The following is a 16,129-nucleotide window of genomic DNA, read 5'->3' as shown; positions in this document are numbered from 1 at the left end:
GGTGTCAAGGAGATTCAGTTGTCAATTTTTTACAAAGGAAATAACAATTCTGACCTTCCGGGTAATTGGGGATCATTCCCACTTCTTCATAACCCAGTTTTGTATAAAATTTAGGAGCTTGGAACCCAAACGAATAACCAAATACAAGAGTGGCCCCGAGAGTTTTGGCCTCTTTTTCAATTTGATTTAGTAATTTAGTTCCTAAATCCATTCCTCGTTTTTCTTCTGCGACCCAAAGGAGTTGGAGGTTTAGTCCTTTAAAAAATAAATAACAAAGAGAGGCGGCCACAAGAGTATCTCCCTCTTTGACAAGGATGGCAAAAAATTCTTTTTTTTCAAGGTTAGGATCACCTAACTTGGAAACACTATATGTGTGGAGAAGGTCCCAAAGTTCCGTTTGTAATTCTTCGGAAGGATTGGTAATCCGTAGCATTGAATAAGGAGATACGAAGTCCATATATCAAACGACTCACTCGACAACTTGGCGAATGTATATTGGATTATAAAAAAGCAGGTCCACCCAGTCTTTCCATTGGATCTACAATTTGAGTGATTTGAACTCCGTAATAATCATCGAGGATGATGAGTTTTCCTCTTCCAACCAATTTACCGTTGGCTAAGATATCCAGTTCTTCCCCAATGTTTTTGTCTAACTCAACCACAGTACCTTCCGTCAGTTGGAGGACATCCTTGATGAACATCGTGGTTCGTCCTAGTTCAATCGTGAGCTGGAGGGTAACATCTAAGAGTAAATTAAGATTAGCAGTATTATTTCCTGGACCGCCTTGTGCTTTGGTAGCAGATCTTGTTGGACTGGGAGTGGCACTTGGGCCTAGGGCTGCAGCAATGTCGGCAAAAGATGGACCGTTGTCATCTCCACCACCACCTCCGACGAGGGCATCCAAATCATCAAGACCACCGCCACCTCCGCCGGAACCGCCAGCAGCAGGAGCATTTCCTCCTCCACTAAATCCGCCAAGTAGAGCGTCTATGTCTTCTTGTGATAGTGAACCTTCACCCATATCTTTGCAACCTCTCCAATCTATTCGTCGGTGGAAATCAAAATCCTTCCTTGAAAAAAAAGGGAAAGTTCCGTATTTTGTTCCTTATGTCCAATTCTCAGTCCCATCTGGATTATTTTAAAGCGAAAGAACTCTTTGCATCGGAACTAAAAAATGCCAACTACCAGTTTGTTCAGGAAAAAGAAGAAACCTTGTTTCGGTTTCGCACAGAAAATGCGAGTAAGGACCGAATTTTGGACTGTTTGGGAATTATCAGAAATTATATCGAAAACTTTCGCATTTATAATTTTGAAGAAGGATATATTAGCATCCAAACACTAAACGAAAATCTCTTTGAACCACAAAAGAACCTTTCGGGAAAATTTCGGATTCGATTTTCTTTCAAATCGGATTTAAAACTGGAGTGTTCCAAACATGGGGATTTTTCCACCAAAGAAATCCAAACCTGTGTCAGTCTCTTCCAATTTTTAAAGGCAGATGGAACAGAAACAAGAGACCCAAGGATCCTCCTCCACCAACTAGGGGCCGAAGTGTATGACCCTCACTTAGAAAAAGCCAAAGGAAACGATTTGGGGTTTGATTCTGTTTTTGGTTATGATGGGGTGAAGGCCCAAATTTTAGAGAGTTTGGTCTTTCCCGTTTTGAAACCGGAACCATTTTTTGAAATCACCAAACTGACCCGTAAAAAACCAAGCCAGAACCTCCCCCGGGCTGTTCTCTTTGAAGGCGAACCAGGAGTGGGAAAAACCAGTATGGCAAAAATTGTTTCCCATCTTTGTGGGGTTCCGATGGTTTATGTGCCTATCGAATCGATCTTAAGTAAATACTATGGGGAATCTTCCCAGAACCTGGCCATGGTTTTTGATGCGGCAGCCTTATTTCCCAAATGTATGCTCTTCTTAGATGAAATTGATTCCCTTGCCACATCTAGAGAAGACGGGTTGTTTGAAGCCACAAGAAACCTATTGAGTGTCCTCCTACGCAAGCTGGATGGATTTGCTGAGAGGAGCGGCACGATTACCATTGGTGCTACCAACCGCAAAACAGACCTCGATTCGGCCCTTTTGTCAAGGTTTGACCGTAAGATTTACTTTCCATTGCCAAACAAAGAAGAACGAAGTAAAATTTTGGAAGGTTATGCCAAACAACTGAAACCGAACGAACGCCAAAAGCTGGCCGAGGTTTTGGACGGTGCCTCAGGACGGAACCTAAAGGATTATTGCGATTACGTCGAACGCCGTTGGATCACCCAAAATTGGGAAAAAGAGGACTTTTTGTCCGCTCCTGAAATTTCTTTTTATTTAGACTCCTTCCCAGATTTTGGTTGGAAACGCTAAAAAGTAAGAGTTTCGGCTTCAATCTTCTAGGTGATTTACCGATAATTTTTACAGGATAGTTGTTTACGACCATTGGTCGTTCTTTGGTATCCTTCAAATTAACCTTTTAGGAAGATTCGGACATGAAAATAAAATTAATTCTCCCCATCCTTTTGCTCAACTTTGGGGTTTTCGCTCAAACTGGTAGCTCGGAAACAGGTTCTACTTCTGCAGGAATTGACCCAACCCAATCCGGTAAGTCCATTGCAGAGACAGAAAAAGAACTAGATAATAATATTTCTGAAGTGAACAAACGCCTTCGTTTGCACACAGTTTTATTTAAAATGAAAGTGAGAACCCTTCCTCACCGCACTGTCCTTTACAAAGGAAAACCAAGTGCTGACGGAGAAAGATGTGAAGCGACTGACAAACAAGAAGCACAAGATAACACTTGTTTGCATTTAGAAGTGTTTGACTTTGTTGGAAGTGAAGATGGACGTTCTGGAAAAAACTTAGGTGCAAAATTCAAAAAGATGGAACTCTTTTTTGAAGGTGCAAACAATGCTGATCCAGATCCAAGAAAAGAACAACCACGTAACATCACAAAAGTTAGAACTTATATTTACCAAAACAACTTTGTTTTAGAAGACAAAATTATTTCCGTTATTGCTGATGTTGCACCAAACGGAGCACCTGCACACGACGATAAAATTGAACTCTTCTACCAACATGATGACTATCCTGTATGGGGAACTCCAGAAACTCCTTCGGAAAAAGGTGTTGGTAAATACATTCTATCAAACGTAGAGAATACAAAAACAAACCCAATTAGAAATAATTTCAAAAAACAATTCTACTTCAAGAACTTGGACTACTTCGACAAATTGTTTACAAAACTTTTCGACTATAACGATCGTGATTCGAATAAACATTACAAGAAGAACGTTGAAGCATTGAAGAGTTCTTTAAAATACTAAGAACAACAGGTTCTTAATTGAATCTCGTTAAACAATGTCCGAATTGTTCCACGATGTTAAGGTTCCCTGCCACACAGGGAACCATTTTGGTTCAATGTCCCGTTTGTTCTCATCGTTTTACTTTTGTTCCCGATTTAGAATCTCCTGACGATTTTTCTACTTCGGAACAGATCCCCTCTTTTCAATTCAAACCTTCATTACAAAGTTATAAAGACCTAATCCTTGATTTGCTTTATGCCCCTATTGACTATTTAAAATCAAAACAAGGGCCGAAAAAAAGAGAATTTCCTTTCATACCGATTCTCTTATTTGTTATTCTACTTTTGTATTTTTGGAAATGGTCTACTGTTCCTGAATCACAAAAACCTGATCCAGTAATAGAAGAACAACTGCAAAACCCAAATATGGAACTGTATCCAGAGCCAAACCCTCTGGATCCTATAGAAGAATCACAACCAGAAACAAAACCTAGTTTTGAGATTTAAATTTTGAATTGGATTCTTGTTTACGAAAGGGAACTAATTCAAAACCACCTAGTATCACTAACGGGTGAAAGACATTCCCATATCCGAAACATTTTAAAAAAAGATATGAATGATACAATTCAAGTGGTCATTCCTTTTTCCGGTAATTTTCTTTTTAAAATCCAATCAACTAACGAATCTGCGACAACTATAGAGAAATTAAATTCTCTTCCAAACGTTTTAAAACCACTTTCGATCCACACCTTCTTTTCCCTACCAAGACCTCAAACGGGGAAAAAAATTTTGCACCTAAGTGGCGCATACGGTGTAACCTCTGTATCTTTTTATGCAACAGAATCTAAGAATAAAGAATATTGGACCTCCCCTGTTTATACCAAAGATACAGTTTCTTATTTAGAAACAGGATTAAGCCAAACAGGAAATTATAAACTCCCTGATTTACATTTGGCCCAGTCAGAACCCTGGAAACCGTTTCTAAAATCATGGAAGGGAAAGGTACTTATTTTGGATCGGGAAGGAGAAAATTTTACGGAAAGTTTAGGCAAAAATCAAAAATCATTCGAAGAGATTCTTTTTGTTTTTGGACCAGAATCTGGCTGGAAACCTGATGATCTATTGTTTTTTAAAGAATCTAGTTTTACTCGAGTTAGTCTTGGAAAAATTAATTTGAGAACAGAATTTGCTTTCTCAGCTCTTTTACACCAATTGTTTATTAGAAACTAATTCCACCAGAAACTAAAAATCGAATTTCATCGATACTAATAAAAGACTTTTCACTGCTATCTAAATAATACTTTCGATAATTTTGTAATCTTAATACGATGGGACCAAAGGATTTGGAAATTTCCGCTGCCGCCTGCGTGTTATTGTCTAACTCAAATGCCTTTCCTTGTGACTCGTATCCCTTTTTGGTATAATAAAAGGACATTAAAAATGAAGATCCTAAAGGAATATAAGCAGCAGCAAACACACGTTTATTGCCTTTTAAACCATAATCTTCTACTGCAAACTCGAATCCAAGGTGATAAAAGTTAACATAAATTGTATGATAATAACCAGTGACTTTGGCATTGGACTGGTTTTCTAAATAATCATATTTTGGACGTAGGGGCGCAGAAATTGGAAATTTTTGAAACCGTTCCACTTCGTAAAAACTATCAAAATACATAGGGGCGTAATTTGCCGTCATCTGACGAAACTCAGGTTTTAGAATGATATTTAAATCTTTTGTTCCTAAACGAAAGATACTTCCGTAATGAGTTCCTTGAGCCCCATCTAATCCTTTGATTTTATTCACATCCAGATAAGGTGTGAATTCCACGAAAGGAAGGTTTAAAAGTCGGTATTCAATATCCATTCCTTCAACAGAAGCTCTAGTGACCTGCGTTGTTTTGGGATTGTCCAAATTCTTTTCTGTGACAGGAGATCCGTTGGTATTATAAGACATTTGAACAGGAGCAGCTCGGTCCCATGCCCTGGTATAACCAATCGTCAAACGATTGTACCATGGATCATTATCCACAAGTTCCATCCGAGAATCTTTACTATAAGGGCGAATTTCCTTTTTTCTAGTTTCTTCTGTTTTTTTGGCTTTGGATTCTTCGGAACCAGCTTCTTCCTCTACACTCAAACGTCCCGATTCATCTAGTACATTTCCTCGTAAGTTCATGAGGTATACCAAATCAGAAGATTTATCAAATAAGGAAAGTATAGATTTTCCAATAGCAAGCGGTTTGATATAAACTCTTGCTGCATTCACTTCAAAATTAACAACTGAATTGGCAAAATACTGAACACCAACATAATCAGTATTTAGATCTGCCATCACTCCGGGATTATAAGAATCGAACCTAGAAGAACTTTGGTATTTATTGACAATGGTTCCATGACCAATATATCCATCTACCATCTTACCTGTGTAAGCTGAATAAGTCACCTTACCTGGTATTTGTTGGTTGTAGGTTCCGTATGAAATATAATTTAAAACACGGGAATAATCATTTTTGCTATTGTAATCCATCTCTCGAATTTTTCCCGCTTTACTATCGATCTGGAGAGGTTCTTTATCAACCGCCAGTGCATTGATAGGAAGAGAAAAGGAATACCCAAAATTGTTTCCATGGTTGTAGGTAAAATTGGGAGAAAAATACCCATAGTAATCTTTTTGAAAACTAGATCCGCCGGCATCGAATTGTAAGGCGGAAGCTCTCCTCGATTCTGTGCCCGTAGGAACCCAAACCTGCGCTTCCAAAACAAGAAAACTAGGAAGGAAAAGCAGAAATAATACTTGGGTCAGAAGAAACTTCATCACAATACGATGATTATCGTAAGATTTTGGCCTGAAAATAAGAAATAATCTCTTTAGAACCGATCCAATAAAACGAACCAAGACTCTGCTTTATTGGATTTTTTCTTGACAATTAGGAGTGAAAAGGCAAGGATGGTAGGACCATCGGGGGAATCTATGCCACGTAATTTTAAACCAGAAACCATCGCACTCCACGGAGGACAAGAACCGGATCCGACTACAACATCGAGAGCCGTGCCTTTGTACCAAACCACTTCCTATGTATTTAAAGATACGGATCATGCTGCAAGGCTTTTCGGCCTACAAGAGTTTGGAAATATCTATACAAGGCTAATGAATCCAACCACAGATGTTTTAGAAAAACGAGTGGCTGCTTTGGAAGGTGGTGTCGCCGCTCTTGCAACTGCCTCTGGACAAAGTGCTGAAATGTTAGCACTCCTCAACATCGTGGAAGCGGGACAAGAAATTGTTGCGTCTTCCTCTTTATATGGTGGAACATACAACCTTCTCCATTATACATTTCCAAAACTCGGAATCAAAGTTCACTTTGTTGACCAATCAGATCCTGAAAACTTTCGTAAAGCATCGAATGATAAAACAAGAGCGTTTTATGCAGAAACTTTAGGTAATCCAAAATTAGATACATTAGACATTGCAGCGGTGAGCAAAGTAGCAAAAGAAGTAGGTGTTCCACTTGTGATTGATAACACGATGCCTTCTCCTTTTTTGGTGAACCCACTGAAACACGGTGCTGACATTGTAGTGCACTCTCTCACTAAATTTTTAGGCGGACATGGAACTTCGATTGGAGGAATCATCATCGATGGTGGAAGTTTCAATTGGGGGAACGGTAAATTTAAAAATTTTACAGAACCAGATCCTTCTTACCATGGATTAAAATTTTGGGAAGTCTTTGGTAAGTTTGAACCGTTTGGTGGCGTAAACATCGCTTTTATTTTAAAAGCTCGAGTGCAAGGCCTTCGCGATCTTGGCCCAGCCATTTCTCCTTTCAACGCTTGGCAAATTTTACAAGGTGTGGAAACACTTCCGCTTCGTATGGAACGCCACTCAAGCAATGCGCTCAAAGTTGCAGAATTTTTATCGAAACACCCTAAGATTGAATGGGTCAACTACCCAGGCCTTCCTACGGACAAAAACTATACGACTGCGAAGAAATACCATGAACGTGGACTTTTTGGTGCGATTGTAGGATTTGAAATCAAAGGTGGAGTGGAAAAAGCCAAAAAATTCATTGATGGATTGGAACTTTTTAGCCTTCTTGCTAACATTGGTGATGCGAAGTCTCTGGCAATTCACCCTGCATCCACAACTCACCAACAGTTGACTGGTCCTGAACAAATTTCTGCAGGTGTCACTCCAGGTTTTGTTCGTTTGAGTGTCGGTCTTGAAAACATTGATGACATTCTGGTAGACTTGGAAGAGGCATTAAAAAATATCTGATTAAGACTATGCCTACCTCCGAACAGAACGAGTTTTCCCACGGATCCGTAGGTGTCGTATACACTCAGAGTATTCGATTTGACTCTTTGACTCTAGAGGGGGGTGAAACCATCACTCCTCTCGAAATTGCCTACGAAACGTATGGCACACTCAATGAAAAAAAAGACAATGCCATTCTAGTTTGCCATGCACTTTCCGGAGATGCTCATGCAGCTGGTTTCCACGAAGGAGACAAACGTCCTGGTTGGTGGGATTATTATATTGGTCCAGGCAAATCCTTTGATACCAATCGTTACTTTATCATTTCTTCCAATGTGATTGGAGGTTGTAAGGGATCGAGTGGTCCCCTCACCGTTAATGGTAAAAATGGGAAACCATTCCAATCCACTTTTCCCTTTGTCTCCATTGGAGATATGGTAAATGCTCAAGAAAAATTAATTAGCCATTTTGGAATTCATAAACTATTTGCCGTTGCCGGTGGTTCAATGGGTGGAATGCAAGCCTTACAGTGGTCAGTTGCTTATCCAGATCGACTTAAAAATTGTATTGTGATGGCCTCCTCTTCCGAACATTCTGCACAACAAATTGCCTTTAATGAAGTGGGAAGACAAGCCATCCTTTCTGATCCCAATTGGAACCAAGGTTTGTATACCCAAGAAAATAGGCCTTCCAAGGGACTAGCTCTTGCCCGAATGATGGGCCATATCACTTACTTAAGTGATGAAATGATGAGAGAAAAATTTGGCCGTAAACCACCCAAAGGAAATATCCAGTCCACAGACTTTGCTGTCGGAAGTTATCTGATTTACCAAGGAGAATCCTTCGTGGATCGGTTTGACGCAAACTCATACATTTATGTTACCAAAGCTCTCGATCATTTTAGTTTAGGAACAGGAAAAGAGCTGACCAAGGTTCTTGCGAAAGTGAGATGCAGATTTTTGGTAGTAGCATATACTTCCGATTGGTTGTATCCACCGTATCAATCAGAAGAGATAGTAAAGTCTTTGGAAGTAAATGCAGTGCCTGTTAGTTTTGTAGAACTCAACAATCCTGCGGGCCATGATAGTTTTTTACTACCGAGTGAACAACAAGACTCGATCCTAAGAGATTTTTTAAGTTCTACGGATGAAGGAGTTTTCCTTTGAACATCCATACAAATGAAGCTCTAGGTTTGGATTTAAAAAACAGACCTGATATCTCCTACATTGCGAACCTAATCAAACCTGGGGAAAGGGTTTTGGATCTTGGTTGTGGGTATGGCGAACTTATGTTAATCCTCAAAAACAAGGGAGTTCGTGTCCAAGGGATTGAAAAAGATGATAAATGTATCATCCAATGCGTAAAAAAAAGTTTATATGTCCATCATGGAGATATTGACGATGGACTCAAACACCATTTGGACCATAGTTTTGATTTTGTCATTCTCAACCAAACCATACAACAGACGTTAAACCCTGGTGAGATAATTAAAGAATGTTTACGAATCGGTAAACAAGTAATCATTGTATTTCCCAACTTTTCTCATTGGCAAATTCGCTCATCGATCCTTCTTAGCGGAAAAACACCCGTAACAGATCTTATGCCGTTTCACTGGTATGACACACCTAACTTACATTATCTATCGGGAAAAGATTTTGAAGATTTTTGTGACTTTGAAAGAATCAAAGTATTACACAGAGCTTTTTTTAATAGGACCAGACAAATCAAACTGTTTCCTAATTTATTTGCGACATTAGCCTTATTTGTGATCAGAGCATAAATTGTTATCACTTTTTACTAAGTGAAATTTGACTGAGATGAAGCTGTATCAGATTTAAAAATTTTTCCTAATTATAACTCGGAAACACACCGAACAAAACCAGTTGCATCTTTAAATTCATAAGATTGATTTCCAATATTGAAGTCGACCATATACGTTTGTTGGTCACCTAAGGCCTGAAAGGTTTGAGGACTCCAGTATCTTGCTGCTTGGGCATTGGGAAATAGAATGGGATCGGCCGTAGCACCTGAGTATTTAGTGGCATCCCCTACTGTTGAGCAACCATCTTCTCCTGTAATTTCTCCTGTGTTGGTTGCACTGCAACGAATTACAGAAAACATTTCTTGGTAAAATGGAAGTCTCCAATTTTTTCGTGCGTATGCACTTTGCAAATTACGTGAGACACAAGATTGATAGACTGCTCCCATATTCACAAGTTGCGTATTGTTCCCACCATTACATGCATTTGGATTTGTCGATGCATCATATCCATCAGTCGCAGTACAAAAACTTAGTGGTTGCGGAGATCCAAGGGAACAATCACCTTTGCCAACTCCAATGTTTGTTCCTTCTGGATTCCAAGTAGACCCAAAAGTACATCTATCCCACAGTAGTGTTCTTCCGTTCACTACTGTCCGAACAAAAGGACAGGTAATCTTAGTATTAATAAAACCTTCTCCTGTCCAAGTTCCCATATCCCAAACCATACAATGAACATCATTTGGTTGTATTGGAAAATCAAGTTGGATGTATTTTGGTGAAGCAAAAACAAACATTTCGAAATTTCCATTTGCTGAAACAGTAATATAACTTCCATCAGATGGTGATCGAATGATTACCGAAGAAGTATTTAAGCCAGAAACAGTTCCTTTGAGAGTAAACGGTCGGGGGTGAGCCACTATCCATTCATTGACTAAACGCGTTTGCCAAAACGAATCGGTCCTTGGGTCACTCGGGTTATTCCATTCAAGTTTACAACCAAGACATAAAAAGAAAAAGAATAGATAGATAAAAGATAGTATGCGAAGTGTTGACTGTCGAAGGTTCAAAAACTTATCCAATACATCCTAATTTGTATAGGAGTAAGATGAATTCAATAAAAGTTTTTTGGAAATAAATTGCATTTTTTAAGGGAAATCATTAGGTTTTGGTGGACTCGGAAGGTATACTTTCCCCGCCCTAATCGAACTGGGTGGGGTAATCCACCCGCCACCCAATAACGCCTGTTTACCATATTCTTTCCAAAAAGGAAATTCAAAACAGAAAACCTGAAATTTTTATCAATAAAAGTTCATATTAATGCGAAAGCCCGGCAATCACTCCGGGCTTTTAGCTGTACGACGATCATTCAATCATTATAGATATCGAATCATAAAAAAAATCCTTTAGGGATTTCCTGAAAAAATAATAAAAACAAAAAAGGAAATTCCAGCAGATGGTTTTAGAAAATGATGATAAAGTGAGTTAAATAAATCCACCTAACGAAATCAATCGACCTTTTTACTAAATTAAGTATTCAAATAAATTCTCGTCTTGGTTGACCAACGTGAAATTCAAATGAAACGCATCCATTCGATCTAACAATGATTGAAAATCATCCCTAGACTTTAACTCAATTCCAATCAAGGCAGGACCAGATTCTTTATTATTCTTTTGAATGAATTCAAATCGGACAATGTCATCGTTTGGACCAAGTATCTCATTTACAAATTGTTTTAAGGCGCCAGGTCTTTGTGCAAAACGAACAATAAAATAATGTTTTAAACCTTCGTAAAGCAGTGACCTTTCTTTGATTTCCTGCATTCGATCAATGTCGTTATTTCCACCGCTTAAGATACAAACTACTTTTTTTCCACGAATTTGATCGGCATACTGGTCCAATGCAGAAATACTCAAAGCTCCTGCCGGTTCTGCCACGATAGCATCTTCATTGTATAATTTCAAAAGAGTGGAACAAACTTTTCCTTCCTTGACGAGTAATAAATCAGAAAGAATATCTTTGCAAATGGGAAACGTGAGATCCCCTACTTTTTTTACTGCCGCACCATCTACAAATTTGTCAATTTTATCAAGTAAAACTGGTTTCCCTTGTTTGAGAGCTTCCTTCATCGAAGGTGCACCAAATGGTTCCACTCCGATGATTTTGGTGTGCGGAGATTTTTCTTTAAAATAACTACCCACTCCAGCGCATAATCCGCCTCCGCCAATAGGAACAAAAACATAATCGATTTCAGACTCTTCTTCTAAAATTTCTTTCGCAACAGTACCTTGTCCTTCCATAATTTTTATATGGTCAAAAGGAGGAACAAAGACCATTTGATGAGTTTTAGCATATTCTAAAGCAAAGGTTTGGCATTCATCGAATGTATCACCCACCAAAACAATTTCGATCTCATTGCCACCAAACATTTTAACTTGATTGATTTTCTGTTTGGGTGTGATGGCAGGCATATAAATCACACCACGCAGATTTAAAATTTTGCAGGAATAGGCGACACCTTGTGCATGGTTACCAGCACTTGCACAAACAACACCACGCTCTCTTTCCTCTAAGGTTAAACTTTGGATTAGGTTGTATGCTCCTCTAATTTTATAGGATCGAACCAATTGCAGGTCCTCTCGTTTGATAAAAATTTTAGCACCAAAACTCTCAGATAATTTGGCATGGAATTGCAATGGAGTTTTAAATACTATCGAATGGATTACATTGTATGCTGTTTCAATATCTAATTTCATCAAAGAGGACTCACCCATATATTCTAAAATACCTATTCTGTTTTTTTAGAGAATGAATTTAAATAAAAAATATAAAAAACTCAATGAAATTGGTTCAAACTGGAAAACTAGGATCATGGAAAGATTAATAAATCAACTTAGAATTGAATTTTATCTGAGAATCGAACAATCGCTGAGAGGAAGAAACTTTTTGTGAAATGTACAATTCGAGGGAGTAAAAAAGATAAAATGTTTATATTAAGTGAAGGTTTTTGAAAGGGAGAGATCGTAAAATTAAAAAAAGAATCTTAAGAAAATCGAGAAACCAAAGACGGGGCCCCAACCACCCTGCCCGGCCTTTAGTTTCTCTTATCCTATTACTGGAGCAATCTCATCACTGACTGAGACTTCATGTTTGCTTGCGCAAGCATTGATGTAGCAGCCTGAGTTAAGATTTGGTATCTCGTGAAGCTGGTCATTTGTTCAGCCATGTCAGTATCACGGATACGAGACTCAGAAGCTTGTGTGTTTTCATAAGCATTCATAAGTCCTTTCGCAGCATGCTCCATACGGTTGTAATAAGCACCAAGGTCAGCTCTTTGTTTAGAGATCACTCTTAGGGCATCATCACAAAGTCCGATTACGGAGTTTGCTTTACCTGCAGTCGAAAGAGAGATGAAAGTAAGAACCGTAGGGTTTCTTAATCCCAATGCCGCAGTGTTCATTGTTTCAATGTACACGCGCTCTCTTTGGTGCATGTTAGCTCCAATATGGAACCACATACTAGCAGTTGGGTTGAGACGAGCAAATGCTCCTGTAAGCAGTTTCATTTTGTTGAATTCTGCTTGAGAAGCAATACGATCGATCTCGTCCACTAGCTGTGAAACCTCGACTTGGATCTGTTGTCTATCTTCTTCCGAGTAGATACCGTTCGCAGCTTGCACCGCGAGTACACGAACACGTTGAACGATTTCGTGTGTTTCTTGAAGATATCCTTCCGCCGTTTGAATGAGGGACATACCATCTTCAGTATTCTGTTCTGCACGTCGAAGACCAGCAATCTGAGTTCTCATTTTCTCAGACACTGCAAGTCCAGATGCGTCATCTCCGGCTTTGTTAATACGCATACCAGAAGACAACTTTTCGATATCTTTGCTCAGGTTCGCGTCGTTAGACTTCAAAGTTCTGTGTGCAAAGATCGCACTTACGTTGTGGTTGATAATCATCCGGGTTCCTCCTTGAATCCGTTCCCTCGCCACTTAAGGTTTTCACCGAAAGCCCGAGAAATTGATGAATTTTCGAAGAGGCCATCCTTGGCCTTTTCAAGATAAGGATCGGTCATTCTGGGAGGGAGGATAATAGGGAAAATGAAATAAAAATTGAATAAAAATAGAACTTCCCCTTTTCTAAAATATGTCCTGGAAATTCTATGGAGTTGGATTGAAAGAAAAGGCAGGCCTAATTCAGTGTTAGAGACAATATATTTAGCGAACCCTCGGGGATTTTGTGCGGGAGTGAAGTATGCCATTTCCTATGTGGAAACCGCATTCCAGGAAAACCCAGAAACCCCTCTTTATGTTCGCAAGGAAATCGTCCACAACCAACGAGTTGTTGAGGAAATGAAGAAAAAAGGCATTCAATTCATCAATGAACTGAAAGAAGTTCCCGATGGTGCCACGGTTGTATTTTCTGCCCACGGAGTTTCCCCGGAAGTTGTAAAAGAAGCCACTGAACGAAAGATGAAAATTGGAGATGCCACCTGTCCCCTTGTCACTCGGGTCCATAAAAAAGCACGAAATATCAAAGATTCTCACCAAATCATCTATATTGGTCATAGGGGCCATGATGAGGCAATAGGAACCATGGGAGAGGCACAGATGTTTCTTGTGGAATCTCCAGAAGATGTGGAAAATTTACGGAACAAAATCACAAAAGACAAACCACTTACCTATCTCATGCAAACCACCCTTTCCGTGGCTGATACAAAAAACATTGTCAAAAAAATTGAAGAAGTATTTCCTTACGTAGAACATCCGCAAAAAGATGATATCTGTTATGCGACAACAGAACGCCAGGAAGCAGTTAGGTCAATGTTAGAATCAGTAGATGCAATGCTTGTGATCGGTGCAGAAAATTCTTCTAACTCTGTTAGATTATGCCAATTGGCCAAAAAAACAAGACCTGCCAGTTTCCAAATCTCACGGAAAGAAGATGTAAACCCCGATCATATTAAAAATTCGGGGATAAAAACCCTTGGTATCACCGCTGGTGCCTCAAGCCCACAAATCCTTGTGGACGAAATTGTAGGAGAGATTTTAAAATATTTTCCCGATGCCAAGGTATCTCTTTTTCCGGAAAGCAGAGAAGATACCATGAGTTTTAGATTACCGAAAGAACTGCTCAAACAGTATTAGTATGGATCTGGATCCCTGGTCATTGCTAAAGGCCTCTTTAGAGGGTGATGACTCGGGAACCGCCATTCTTTCCATTGATAGGTCGTCTAAAAAATCTGAGATCCTAATTAAAAATCAAATATTTGCATCATTAGAACCAGCCTTCGATTTAAACACCTTTCTTTGCAAAAAAATTGAGAACTCTGACTTTTCCACAGAACTCATTTATATCACAAACGGAACCATTCTGGAAACTTCCTTTGGAAAGTTTCAATTTCCAGAAGGAAAAAAAAACAAAGAATACACAAAATTCTTTATAAAAGATATTACCACCAAACAAAGACAAGAAGAAGAAATAGCCTGGAGACTTCGGTTTGAATTAGGGGTAGCCTCCTCAATTCAAATACTCATCCAACAACCTTCCATTCGAGAAGGCCTACCACATGCAATCTATCAGTTGTTATACTTTACAGAAATGGATTCTGTTTTTTTTCTCAAATATGAAACGGTAGGAAAAAAAGATTTTTTTAAAATTTGGGCCAACGAACGAAAGACTACCAAATACCCTCTATTGCCAGAACAGTGCCAAACTGAAGATTGGTATGATTTGGGTCTTGGTCGTTGGGTTCATAAACTAAAAAAAGGAAAAACCATTTATTTAGTCCCAAACAAAGCCTTACCAAGAGAAAAATGGTTCTTCGAACAAACCAAAGCTGAAACGATACTACTCATTCCTGTTCGTTTTGAAAATCGCTTTTTGGGAGTTATGGGTTTTTTCAAATACAAACAGAATTCTCCGATTGAACATGAAAATCTTTTGATTTACCAAACGGTGAGTCGATGGATGGGACTTTTTGTCCAAAGGGATTTGGACCTTACAGAACTGAATCGCTACAAATCGACATTAGAATCTTTAGTTTTAGAAAGAACTGTAGCCCTCACCAAAACGAAAGAAGAATTGGAACGTGCCTACCGAGCTAAAACCGAATTTTTAGCCCATATGAGTCACGAACTGAGAACACCCTTAAATTCCATCATTGGATTTTCGAAACTGATTCAGTTACCAGATTCAGATGAAACCGGAAAGGAATACTTAAACTATATTTATACTGGTGGAACAAGGCTCCTAAATATGATCAACGAAATCCTAAATTTGATGAAAATCGAATCGGGACAAATTCAAATCCAGTTAACATCGTTTAAACCAGAAGACATATGTCGCCAAACATTGGATTTAATCCAACCTCAAGCCAATGCAAAGGGAATGGAAATTCGATTTCGACCACCTTTACAATCAAAGGTGGTCCACTCGGACGGTGGAAAAATCCAACAAATTCTACTCAACCTACTTTCAAACGCTATCAAATACGCAAATCATCCCTATATCGAATTGGATTGTGAATGGGCTGAGGGAAATTTAGAGATTTCTGTCCGTGATTTTGGACCAGGGATCTCAGAAGAGGATCAAAACCGTATATTTCATACCTTCACCCGGTTAAACGACGATGGAAAAATCGAAGGAACGGGACTCGGTCTTTCGATTTCTCAAGGTTTGGCGAACAGACTCGGAGGTTCACTAGAACTTAAATCTCAATTAGGGCAAGGTTCCATTTTTAAACTCAAGTTACCCGAAATAATAAAATAAAGGAATTGAACCCTATAGAATTCTCCCGTAGGATTTCCGATAATCTAT

General features: G+C 39.0%; 15 protein-coding genes. 9 read left to right on the top strand and 6 right to left on the bottom strand.

All coding sequences use genetic code 11. The annotated features are described in order from the left end of the window. Window positions 1-4: 4 nt before the first annotated feature. Both EHQ47_RS09890 and fliN read right to left on the bottom strand, forming a co-directional pair. Window positions 5-457, bottom strand: coding sequence for a GNAT family N-acetyltransferase (locus EHQ47_RS09890; protein ID WP_135749606.1), 453 nt, complete (start codon window positions 455-457; stop codon window positions 5-7). A 43-nt stretch (window positions 458-500) separates the two neighbouring features. Continuing rightward, window positions 501-1,022 carry a flagellar motor switch protein FliN gene (gene fliN, locus EHQ47_RS09885; RefSeq protein WP_135749605.1) on the bottom strand — a complete coding sequence of 174 codons (522 nt, stop codon included), beginning with the start codon at window positions 1,020-1,022 and terminating at the stop codon, window positions 501-503. Between the two features lie 86 nt (window positions 1,023-1,108). On the opposite strand from fliN, the gene EHQ47_RS09880 reads away from it, so the two are divergent. From EHQ47_RS09880 to EHQ47_RS09865, 4 genes are all read left to right on the top strand, one after another. Continuing rightward, window positions 1,109-2,359, top strand: a complete 1,251-nt coding sequence (locus EHQ47_RS09880) for an AAA family ATPase (RefSeq protein WP_208721740.1) — start codon at window positions 1,109-1,111, stop codon at window positions 2,357-2,359. Window positions 2,360-2,481: 122 nt separating this feature from the next. Further along, window positions 2,482-3,315: a flagellar-coiling protein FcpB gene (fcpB, locus tag EHQ47_RS09875; RefSeq protein WP_135749604.1), complete on the top strand. Its 834-nt coding sequence runs from the start codon at window positions 2,482-2,484 to the stop codon at window positions 3,313-3,315. A 53-nt stretch (window positions 3,316-3,368) separates the two neighbouring features. Further along, window positions 3,369-3,800: a hypothetical protein gene (locus EHQ47_RS09870; RefSeq protein WP_135749679.1), complete on the top strand. Its 432-nt coding sequence runs from the start codon at window positions 3,369-3,371 to the stop codon at window positions 3,798-3,800. A 3-nt stretch (window positions 3,801-3,803) separates the two neighbouring features. After that, window positions 3,804-4,523 carry an RsmE family RNA methyltransferase gene (locus EHQ47_RS09865; protein ID WP_135749603.1) on the top strand — a complete coding sequence of 240 codons (720 nt, stop codon included), beginning with the start codon at window positions 3,804-3,806 and terminating at the stop codon, window positions 4,521-4,523. Here EHQ47_RS09865 and EHQ47_RS09860 read toward each other — a convergent pair. After that, window positions 4,513-6,108 (bottom strand): hypothetical protein, encoded by a 1,596-nt coding sequence (locus EHQ47_RS09860; RefSeq protein WP_135777106.1) that lies wholly within the window; start codon window positions 6,106-6,108, stop codon window positions 4,513-4,515. The genes EHQ47_RS09865 and EHQ47_RS09860 overlap by 11 nt on opposite strands. Before the next feature lie 156 nt (window positions 6,109-6,264). Between EHQ47_RS09860 and EHQ47_RS09855 the strand changes: the two genes are divergently transcribed. From EHQ47_RS09855 to metW, 3 genes are read left to right on the top strand one after another with little or no spacing between them, the layout of a single operon-like run. After that, the gene (locus EHQ47_RS09855; protein ID WP_135749601.1) at window positions 6,265-7,569 is read left to right on the top strand and encodes an O-acetylhomoserine aminocarboxypropyltransferase/cysteine synthase family protein; all 1,305 of its coding nucleotides are present in this window, start codon (window positions 6,265-6,267) and stop codon (window positions 7,567-7,569) included. A gap of 8 nt (window positions 7,570-7,577) precedes the next feature. Continuing rightward, window positions 7,578-8,714, top strand: a complete 1,137-nt coding sequence (gene metX, locus EHQ47_RS09850; RefSeq protein ID WP_135777105.1) for a homoserine O-acetyltransferase MetX — start codon at window positions 7,578-7,580, stop codon at window positions 8,712-8,714. Next, window positions 8,711-9,328: a methionine biosynthesis protein MetW gene (gene metW, locus EHQ47_RS09845; protein ID WP_135749599.1), complete on the top strand. Its 618-nt coding sequence runs from the start codon at window positions 8,711-8,713 to the stop codon at window positions 9,326-9,328. Before metX ends, metW begins: the two co-directional genes overlap by 4 nt. A gap of 71 nt (window positions 9,329-9,399) precedes the next feature. Here the strand turns inward: metW and EHQ47_RS09840 are convergent, their stop codons facing one another. The 3 genes from EHQ47_RS09840 to EHQ47_RS09830 all read right to left on the bottom strand — a co-directional run bounded on the left by EHQ47_RS09840 (window position 9,400) and on the right by EHQ47_RS09830 (window position 13,269). After that, complete coding sequence (locus EHQ47_RS09840) at window positions 9,400-10,227, bottom strand: Lcl domain-containing protein (protein ID WP_244290294.1); 828 nt, start codon at window positions 10,225-10,227, stop codon at window positions 9,400-9,402. 604 nt (window positions 10,228-10,831) lie between these two features. Continuing rightward, window positions 10,832-12,064 carry a threonine ammonia-lyase IlvA gene (gene ilvA, locus EHQ47_RS09835; RefSeq protein ID WP_135777104.1) on the bottom strand — a complete coding sequence of 411 codons (1,233 nt, stop codon included), beginning with the start codon at window positions 12,062-12,064 and terminating at the stop codon, window positions 10,832-10,834. A 356-nt stretch (window positions 12,065-12,420) separates the two neighbouring features. Next, window positions 12,421-13,269: a flagellin N-terminal helical domain-containing protein gene (locus tag EHQ47_RS09830; protein WP_002974229.1), complete on the bottom strand. Its 849-nt coding sequence runs from the start codon at window positions 13,267-13,269 to the stop codon at window positions 12,421-12,423. Window positions 13,270-13,509: 240 nt separating this feature from the next. Here EHQ47_RS09830 and ispH point away from each other — a divergent pair, with 240 nt between their 5' ends. Both ispH and EHQ47_RS09820 read left to right on the top strand, forming a co-directional pair. After that, the gene (gene ispH, locus EHQ47_RS09825; protein ID WP_135749596.1) at window positions 13,510-14,457 is read left to right on the top strand and encodes a 4-hydroxy-3-methylbut-2-enyl diphosphate reductase; all 948 of its coding nucleotides are present in this window, start codon (window positions 13,510-13,512) and stop codon (window positions 14,455-14,457) included. A gap of 1 nt (window position 14,458) precedes the next feature. Continuing rightward, on the top strand, window positions 14,459-16,081 hold the full coding sequence (locus EHQ47_RS09820) for a sensor histidine kinase (RefSeq protein ID WP_135749595.1): 1,623 nt from the start codon (window positions 14,459-14,461) through the stop codon (window positions 16,079-16,081). Window positions 16,082-16,129 lie beyond the last annotated feature (48 nt).

Source organism: Leptospira bourretii (assembly GCF_004770145.1).
Lineage (GTDB): Bacteria > Spirochaetota > Leptospiria > Leptospirales > Leptospiraceae > Leptospira_A > Leptospira_A bourretii.
The sequence above is the reverse complement of the archived record's forward strand: the minus strand, read 5'-3'. Positions and strand labels throughout refer to the sequence as shown.

Bases quoted from the DNA above. Each gene is read 5' to 3' on its own strand.
- EHQ47_RS09890 (WP_135749606.1), bottom strand. From the start codon at position 457: ATGGACTTCGTATCTCCTTATTCAATGCTACGGATTACCAATCCTTCC.
- fliN (WP_135749605.1), bottom strand. From the start codon at position 1,022: ATGGGTGAAGGTTCACTATCACAAGAAGACATAGACGCTCTACTTGGC.
- EHQ47_RS09880 (WP_208721740.1), top strand. From the start codon at position 1,109: ATGTCCAATTCTCAGTCCCATCTGGATTATTTTAAAGCGAAAGAACTC.
- fcpB (WP_135749604.1), top strand. From the start codon at position 2,482: ATGAAAATAAAATTAATTCTCCCCATCCTTTTGCTCAACTTTGGGGTT.
- EHQ47_RS09870 (WP_135749679.1), top strand. From the start codon at position 3,369: ATGTTAAGGTTCCCTGCCACACAGGGAACCATTTTGGTTCAATGTCCC.
- EHQ47_RS09860 (WP_135777106.1), bottom strand. From the start codon at position 6,108: ATGAAGTTTCTTCTGACCCAAGTATTATTTCTGCTTTTCCTTCCTAGT.
- EHQ47_RS09855 (WP_135749601.1), top strand. From the start codon at position 6,265: ATGCCACGTAATTTTAAACCAGAAACCATCGCACTCCACGGAGGACAA.
- metX (WP_135777105.1), top strand. From the start codon at position 7,578: ATGCCTACCTCCGAACAGAACGAGTTTTCCCACGGATCCGTAGGTGTC.
- ilvA (WP_135777104.1), bottom strand. From the start codon at position 12,064: ATGAAATTAGATATTGAAACAGCATACAATGTAATCCATTCGATAGTA.
- EHQ47_RS09830 (WP_002974229.1), bottom strand. From the start codon at position 13,269: ATGATTATCAACCACAACGTAAGTGCGATCTTTGCACACAGAACTTTG.
- EHQ47_RS09820 (WP_135749595.1), top strand. From the start codon at position 14,459: ATGGATCTGGATCCCTGGTCATTGCTAAAGGCCTCTTTAGAGGGTGAT.